Below are 6,836 nucleotides of genomic sequence, written 5' to 3' on the forward strand. Positions count from 1 at the left end.
CCCCTCTGGAATAGCTCAAAATCTCACGAGGACGCCCTTGCCCTGGCGCAGTTGTCCACAGCAATTTTTCCTCGACTACGACCGGACCATGCATCTCCTCATCCAGCTTCAGCAGATAAGTAACCAGTCGACGCTTTCCATCTGGGCCAGCTGCGCGATATTTGAATTCGAAACCAATCGGACCATCGGATCCTCTACTTCGAATACCGTCCATCCTGTTACGCCGGTCCCATGCAGGCCTTAGTCCAGTTGTGAATGCCTCGTTCAAAAACGCAAATACATCGAAAACGGTCGATTTACCGCTGCCATTGGGTCCACAAAGAACGGTCAGTGGCGTGAGGTTCTTGAACGTGACATCCCGAAGCGCCCGATAATTCTGGATCCTGAGCGATTCGATTCGCATCCGGTCACTGGTCACTACATCAGCCTCGATCCATGAGACCGGCGAAACGGTCGAACAGGTATGCGGCGTCGTGCGGGCCTGCGGCGGCCTCGGGGTGGTACTGCACCGAGAAGGCGCGGCCGTCGATCAGCCGGACCCCTTCGACGGTGCCGTCGTTGGCGCAGATGTGGGAGACCTCGGCCTTGCCGAACGGGGTGTCGAACACCTCGCCGCGCTCGCCCTCGAGGGCGAAGCCGTGGTTCTGGGCGGTGATGGACACGCGGCCGGTGCCCTCTTCGATCACCGGGATGTTGATGCCGCGGTGGCCGAACTTCATCTTGTAGGTGCTGCGGCCCAGTGCCCGGCCCAGGATCTGGTTGCCGAAGCAGATGCCGAACAGCGGGATTCCGCGTTCCAGGACACCCTGGGTGAGCGCGATGGCGCCGGTCTGGGTGGCCGGGTCGCCGGGGCCGTTCGACAGGAAGACCCCGTTGGGGTTCAGCGCGAGAATGTCGTCGAGGGAGGTGTTCGACGGCACCACGTGGGTGCGCACGCCGCGCTCGGCGAACATGCGCGGGGTGTTGGTCTTGATGCCGAGGTCGACCGCGACGACGGTGAACTTGTGGTCACCGATCGGTTCGATCGTGTACATCGCGTCGGTGCTGACCTCTTCGGCGAGGTCAGCGCCCAGCATCGAGGCCTGGCCGTTCACCCGGGCGAGAAGTTCCTCGTCGTTGGCCAGTGCCGCGCCGGAGAAGATGCCCGCTTTCATCGAGCCGCGGCTGCGCAGGTGGCGGACCACCGCGCGGGTGTCGATGCCCGCGATGCCGGCCACGTCCTGGCGGTCGAGCTCGTCGGTCAGCGTGCCGGTGGCGCGCCAGTTGGAGGAGACCCGCGAGGGGTCGCGCACGGCGTAGCCGGCGACCCAGATCTTGGCGGACTCGTCGTCCTCGTCGTTCCAGCCGGTGTTGCCGATCTGCGGGGCCGTGGCCACCACGATCTGGCGGGCGTAGCTGGGGTCGGTCAGGGTTTCCTGGTACCCGGTCATCGCCGTGCAGAACACGGCCTCACCGAGTGTCTGTCCCTCGGCGCCGAAGGCGGTACCGCGGAATACGCGGCCGTCCTCGAGCACCAAGGCTGCCTTCACTGTGCTCATTCATCGTCTCCCGTCGTCACCCTGGTATCCGCAGTCCATGCCGGGTACACCGTCTTGTCGTCGCCCCGGAATCCGGTATCGATCTCGGTTCCGGTCGGCAGTGTCCAGCGAATTACCAGCACACCATTTTCGGTCATCACTTTGCCCGCGTGTCCGCGCTCGGTACGCACGGCTGTCACCGATTCCTGCGGAATCCAGATCACCGTGGCGCCGTCGCGTTCGAGCAGAATTCCGCGTTCGAACCGCGTCAGTTCGGCGGTCGCCCGGAATCCCAGGTCACCGACCGCGATCCGGTCCTGCCAGCTGGGCGCGATGGTGCTGCCCAGGTACATGCCGGTGGTCGGTTCCAGTAGTTGTGCGCCCAGTTCGGCCGGCACCGTCGGCAGTTCGCCGATGCGTGCCTGCTGTCGCGTGGCCTTCTTCTGCCAAGCCCGGTACATCAGCCACAGGCACACAATGAAAAATGCCAGCAGCCCGACTACCCACAGCGTTCTTTCCACGTCCTGGCCTCCCTAGATCCCGACCGCCTTGCCCTCGCGGGCAGTTACCCGGCCGCGCAGCACAGTGGCTGTGACCTCGGCCGGGAACGTCATGTCCTCGAACGGTGTGTTGTTCGAGATACTCGCCAGCTCGGCGCCGCGCACCGTCCACTCGGCGTCGGGGTCGATCAGCGTGAGGTTGGCGGGCTCGCCGACCGCGATCGGGCGGCCGTGGTCGTCGAGGCCGACGATCGCGGCGGGCTTCTCGCTCATCACCTTCGCGACGCCGCGCCAGTCGAGCAGGCCGGGCTCGACCATCGTCTGCACGATGATCGACAGCGCCGTCTCCAGCCCGAGCATGCCGGGGCGGGCGGCCGCGAATTCGCAGCACTTGTCCTGCTCGGCGTGCGGGGCGTGGTCGGTGGCGACGCAGTCGATGATGCCGTCGGCCAGTGCCTGGCGCAGGGCCGCCACGTCGGTGGATTCGCGCAGCGGCGGGTTCACCTTGTTGACCGCGTCGTAGGTTTCCAGGCGCGAGTCGTCGAGCAGCAGATGGTGCGGGGTGACCTCGGCGGTGATCGAGATACCTTGGGACTTGGCCCATTTCACCAGTTCGACGGTGCCCGCGGTGGAGGCGTGGCAGATGTGCACGCGGGCGTTCGCGTCGCGGGCCAGCAGTGCGTCACGCGCGACGATCGACTCCTCGGCGGCGCGCGGCCAGCCGTGCAGTCCGAGGCGCGCGGCGTTGGGGCCTTCGTGCGCGATGGCGTTCTTGGTCAGGCGCGGTTCCTCGGCGTGCTGGGCGATGAGCACGCCCAGCGAGTTCGCGTATTCGAGGGCGCGACGCATGATCAGCGGGTCGTCGACGCAGTGACCGTCGTCGGAGAACATCCTGACCTGGCCGATACCGGCGGCCATGGTGCCCATCTCGGCGAGCTGCTTGCCCTGCAGGCCGACCGTCACGGCACCGACCGGGAATACGTCGACGAGGCCGACTTCCTGGCCGCGGCGCCACACGTGGTCGGTGATGACGACCGAGTCGGCGACCGGGCTGGTGTTGGCCATCGCGAACACCGCGGTGTAGCCGCCCAGTGCGGCGGCGGCGGAACCGGTTTCGATGGTCTCGGTGTCTTCGCGGCCGGGTTCACGCAGGTGCGTGTGCAGGTCGACGAAGCCGGGCAGCAGGATCTGGCCGTTGCCCTCGATCACCTCGGCGCCGTCGGACGCCGTGAGGCCCGTGCCGATGTCGGCGATGAGGGTGCCGCGCACCAGGACGTCGACGGGGTCGCCTTCGCCGTAGGGCTTGACGTTCTTGATCAGCAGCTCACTCATACCGTTTCCTCCTGACCCACGAGCAGCCGGAACAACACGGCCATCCGCATGTGCACTCCGTTCGAGACCTGCTGCAGCACAGCCGATTTCGGCGAATCCGCGACCGCAGAGGCGATTTCCATGCCGCGCAGCATCGGGCCGGGATGCAGTACCACCGCGTCGTCGCCGAGCAGTGCGAGCCTGCGCTCGGACAGTCCGTAGTTGATCGAATACTCGCGGGCCGACGGGAAGAACCCGCCGTTCATCCGCTCCGCCTGCACCCGCAGCATCATCACCGCGTCGGCGCCGGGCAGTTCCGCGTCCAGCGAGGACGAGACCCGGCAGGGCCAGGCCTCCACGCCGACCGGCAGCAGCGTGCGCGGCGCCACCAGGACCACTTCGGCACCGAGGGTGTTGAGCAGGGAGACGTTCGAGCGGGCGACCCGGCTGTGCAGGATGTCGCCGACCAGCACGATCCGCTTGCCCTCGATGTCGCCGAGGCGCTGGCGCAGGGTGAGTGCGTCGAGCAGGGCCTGAGTGGGGTGCTGGTGGGTGCCGTCGCCCGCGTTGATGATCGACGGGGCGGCGCGGTTCTCCTCGCGCGCCCACTGCTCCATCCAGCGCGCGATCTGGTGCGCGGCACCCGACGCCGGGTGCCGCACGATCAGCGCGTCGGCGCCCGCCGCGTGCAGGGTGAGGGCGGTGTCGCGCAGCGATTCACCTTTGGAGACAGAGGAACTCGACGCACTCACATTGATCACGTCGGCGCTCATCCACTTGCCCGCGACCTCGAAGGACACGCGGGTGCGGGTGGAGTTCTCGTAGAACACCGTCATCACGGTGCGTCCGCGCAGGGTCGGCAGCTTCTTCACCTCGCGGCCCAGCAGCGCCTGTTCGAAGCGCTCAGCTTCGTCGAGGAGTTCGGTGGCGGCGCCGCGATCCAGGTCGGCGACCGTCAGCAAATGCTTCACTCTTGACCTTCCTGATGCAGATACACACCGTCACGACCGTCGTGCTCGACCATCAGCACCGAGATGTCCTCGGCGCGCGAGGTCGGCACGTTCTTGCCCACGTAGTCGGCGCGGATCGGCAGTTCGCGGTGGCCGCGGTCGATGAGCACGGCCAGTTGCACGGCGCGGGGGCGGCCGAGGTCGCGCAGGCCGTCCAGGGCGGAGCGGACCGTGCGGCCGGAGAACAGCACGTCGTCGACGAGGACGACCAGGGAGTTCTCGATGCCGCCGTCGGGCACCGAGGTGCGTTCGAGCGGGCGGTGCGGGCGACTGCGCAGGTCGTCGCGGTACAGCGTGATGTCGAGGGAGCCGAGGGCGGGGCGCACACCGGAGAATTCCTCGATCTTGTCCGCCAGCCGATTGGCCAGGGTGGTGCCGCGCGTCGGGATTCCCATGAGAACCACCCGAGGTGCGTCGGCGTCGCCGGAATCCAAGGCGGTCTTCTCGATGATCTGATGCGCGATGCGCGCTACGGTCCTGGTGACGTCCGATGGCGACAACAGCTCGCGTCCGGCCGCCACCCACTCCGGGGTGTGCCGCTGCGATGTTTCGCCCGCGCCGGTTTTGGCCGCCCGTTCGGGCACAGCCATGCCGACCTCCTTCCCCGCCTCACCGGACGGTCCGTTAAAGGATGCCTAACTCGCCCGTCAGCCTATCAGCGCCGCGAGGTGCCTTTGACCAGGTAGGCCCACCTGTGAGCGCGACCACGGAGCACACGAGGGTGACCGCTGCCGTGTCGGTGCTCACAGGCACGCCGAAAGTGCAGCGAGCGCGCATGTTTCACCCCCACGCAGACCTGGGGCGACCGGCCCGAGGCGAGCGGTCGGTGATCGCGTTCACGTCGCCGGAACGACCTCGACAACCGCCGACGCCTCGACGCGACATGGTTTGCCTTCCGTCACACCCGCTCGGCGAGCACGACGCCGACCTCCGGGTCGTTCACCGCCACGTCTCTGCCGAGGGGAACGATCATGTCGTCCCAAGCGCGGAACCGGGTGTGCCAGCCGTGCTCGAGTAGCCACTGCTCCCCCGGGCGCCCGGCGTCCGACGGTGGCATACCGGCGTCGTCACCGGCGACGAGTCGACGCAATTCGGCATAGGGCGCAGCCTCGGGGTCGACCGCGAACCGGCTGAGACCGAAGTGGCTGCCGGGCGCGGACAGTGTCGTCAGCGTCGCCACCGTGCGGAGATGATCCTCGGGTGGGAGGTACGGGAGCGCGCCCTCGTCGATCCAGTGAGTCGGCAGCTCGGGCCTAAATCCCCGCTCGCGCAGCGGAACAGCCCAGTCGGTGCGCAGGTCGATCGGTAGGACGTGTCGTTGCGTGGTCGGCGTGGCGTGCAGTGCGCGCAGTACCGACTCCTTGAAGGCGAACAACTCGGGCAGGTCCAGTTCGTAGACGGTGACGTCGGCGGGCAGACCCATCCGGAACGCGCGGGTGTCCAGACCGGCGCCGAGCAGAACGATCTGCCTGCATCCGGCGGCGACGGCTTCGGTCACCCGGTCGTCGACCAGACGGACCCCGACGGATCTTCCCGCGAAGAACTGTTCGGCCACGGCCTCGACTCGCTCCCATTTCGCGGCGCCCGCCCCGGTGCGGGTGAAGTCACGTCGCGCCGCGTCGACGAACGCCGTAGCGAGCGGGTCGGCGTAGAGCCGATCCGGCCTGCGCGACTCCTGCTCGCGGATCAGCGCGACGCCGATCGCTGTCAGCGCCACCCCTGCGGTAGGTGCGTTCACGTGTGTCATCTGCCCCTCCTTCAAACTAACTTGCCGACCGGCTAGTGATCTCGGTCATGGTCCGACGGTAGGCTCCCCCTAGCCGGTCGTCAAGCAAAGGAAAGCCCCGTGGACGGACGTCGTAGCGACACCAGGGAACGTATTCGCACGGTGGCGATGGAACTGTTCTCCGAGCGCGGGTACGAGAAGACCTCGCTGCGCGAGATCGCCGAGCGGCTCGGCGTCACCAAAGCCGCGCTGTACTACCACTTCCGAACCAAGGAAGACATCGTCGTCAGCCTGTCCGACGATCTGCGCCGTGGCATCGACGACATCGTCACCTGGGCCGAACAGGCACCGCCGGGTTCCGAACGGGCCGAGCAGATCCTGCGCCGCTACAGCGCGCTGCTGCACAGCCTCGGCCGTGACATGGTGCGGTTCTGGCACGAGAACCAGCCCGCGTTCCGCGACCTCGGTTTCGGCGCGGGCCTGCGCTACCAGTTCCGCGTGCTCGCCGACCTCATGACCGCGCCCGACGGTGCTGCGCTGGACATCTACCACGCACGGCAGGCACTGCTCGCCATCAGCTGGAGCCTGTCGATGATGGGCGATCTCGATCTGACCGACGACCAGATGCACACCGCGGCAACGGATATCGCGATCGATATCCTCGCCAGGATCCCGGCCGAAAGCACGGGCGGGCCGAGGCTGCCCAGGGTGTCGGTCGCCCGCGCGCCCAGCACCGGAGGGACGTCGATGCCGCCGCGGACCGCGACATAGC

The 6,836-nt window shown here is 67.4% G+C and carries 7 protein-coding genes and 2 pseudogenes; 1 reads left to right on the forward strand and 8 read right to left on the reverse strand.

The window, feature by feature from the left end; all coding sequences use genetic code 11:
• From ACFWF3_RS18895 to ACFWF3_RS18925, 7 genes are all read right to left on the reverse strand, one after another.
• Nucleotides 1–418 (reverse strand): AAA family ATPase (locus ACFWF3_RS18895; RefSeq protein WP_379314657.1); only part of this gene is annotated, 418 nt, incomplete at its 3' end.
• Between the two features lie 4 nt (nucleotides 419–422).
• Nucleotides 423–1,538 (reverse strand): glutamine-hydrolyzing carbamoyl-phosphate synthase small subunit, encoded by a 1,116-nt coding sequence (gene carA, locus ACFWF3_RS18900; protein WP_379314658.1) that lies wholly within the window; start codon nucleotides 1,536–1,538, stop codon nucleotides 423–425.
• Nucleotides 1,535–2,038 (reverse strand): transporter, encoded by a 504-nt coding sequence (locus ACFWF3_RS18905; RefSeq protein WP_358062764.1) that lies wholly within the window; start codon nucleotides 2,036–2,038, stop codon nucleotides 1,535–1,537. The genes carA and ACFWF3_RS18905 overlap by 4 nt, the downstream gene beginning before the upstream one ends.
• A 12-nt stretch (nucleotides 2,039–2,050) precedes the next feature.
• Nucleotides 2,051–3,349 (reverse strand): dihydroorotase, encoded by a 1,299-nt coding sequence (locus ACFWF3_RS18910; RefSeq protein WP_379314659.1) that lies wholly within the window; start codon nucleotides 3,347–3,349, stop codon nucleotides 2,051–2,053.
• Complete coding sequence (locus ACFWF3_RS18915; protein WP_266290507.1) at nucleotides 3,346–4,299, reverse strand: aspartate carbamoyltransferase catalytic subunit; 954 nt, start codon at nucleotides 4,297–4,299, stop codon at nucleotides 3,346–3,348. The genes ACFWF3_RS18910 and ACFWF3_RS18915 overlap by 4 nt, the downstream gene beginning before the upstream one ends.
• Nucleotides 4,296–4,928 carry a bifunctional pyr operon transcriptional regulator/uracil phosphoribosyltransferase PyrR gene (pyrR, locus tag ACFWF3_RS18920; RefSeq protein WP_378989058.1) on the reverse strand — a complete coding sequence of 211 codons (633 nt, stop codon included), beginning with the start codon at nucleotides 4,926–4,928 and terminating at the stop codon, nucleotides 4,296–4,298. Before pyrR ends, ACFWF3_RS18915 begins: the two co-directional genes overlap by 4 nt.
• A gap of 308 nt (nucleotides 4,929–5,236) precedes the next feature.
• The gene (locus ACFWF3_RS18925) at nucleotides 5,237–6,085 is read right to left on the reverse strand and encodes an SAM-dependent methyltransferase (protein ID WP_379314660.1); all 849 of its coding nucleotides are present in this window, start codon (nucleotides 6,083–6,085) and stop codon (nucleotides 5,237–5,239) included.
• 147 nt (nucleotides 6,086–6,232) lie between these two features.
• On the opposite strand from ACFWF3_RS18925, the pseudogene ACFWF3_RS18930 reads away from it, so the two are divergent.
• Nucleotides 6,233–6,292: pseudogene (locus ACFWF3_RS18930) on the forward strand (TetR family transcriptional regulator); the annotation flags it as partial.
• Between the two features lie 436 nt (nucleotides 6,293–6,728).
• Here the strand turns inward: ACFWF3_RS18930 and ACFWF3_RS18935 are convergent.
• Nucleotides 6,729–6,836, reverse strand: a pseudogene (locus ACFWF3_RS18935) (allophanate hydrolase subunit 2 family protein); the annotation flags it as partial.

Origin of the sequence: Nocardia sp. NPDC060220, assembly GCF_042727815.1 — a bacterium.
GTDB lineage: Bacteria > Actinomycetota > Actinomycetes > Mycobacteriales > Mycobacteriaceae > Nocardia.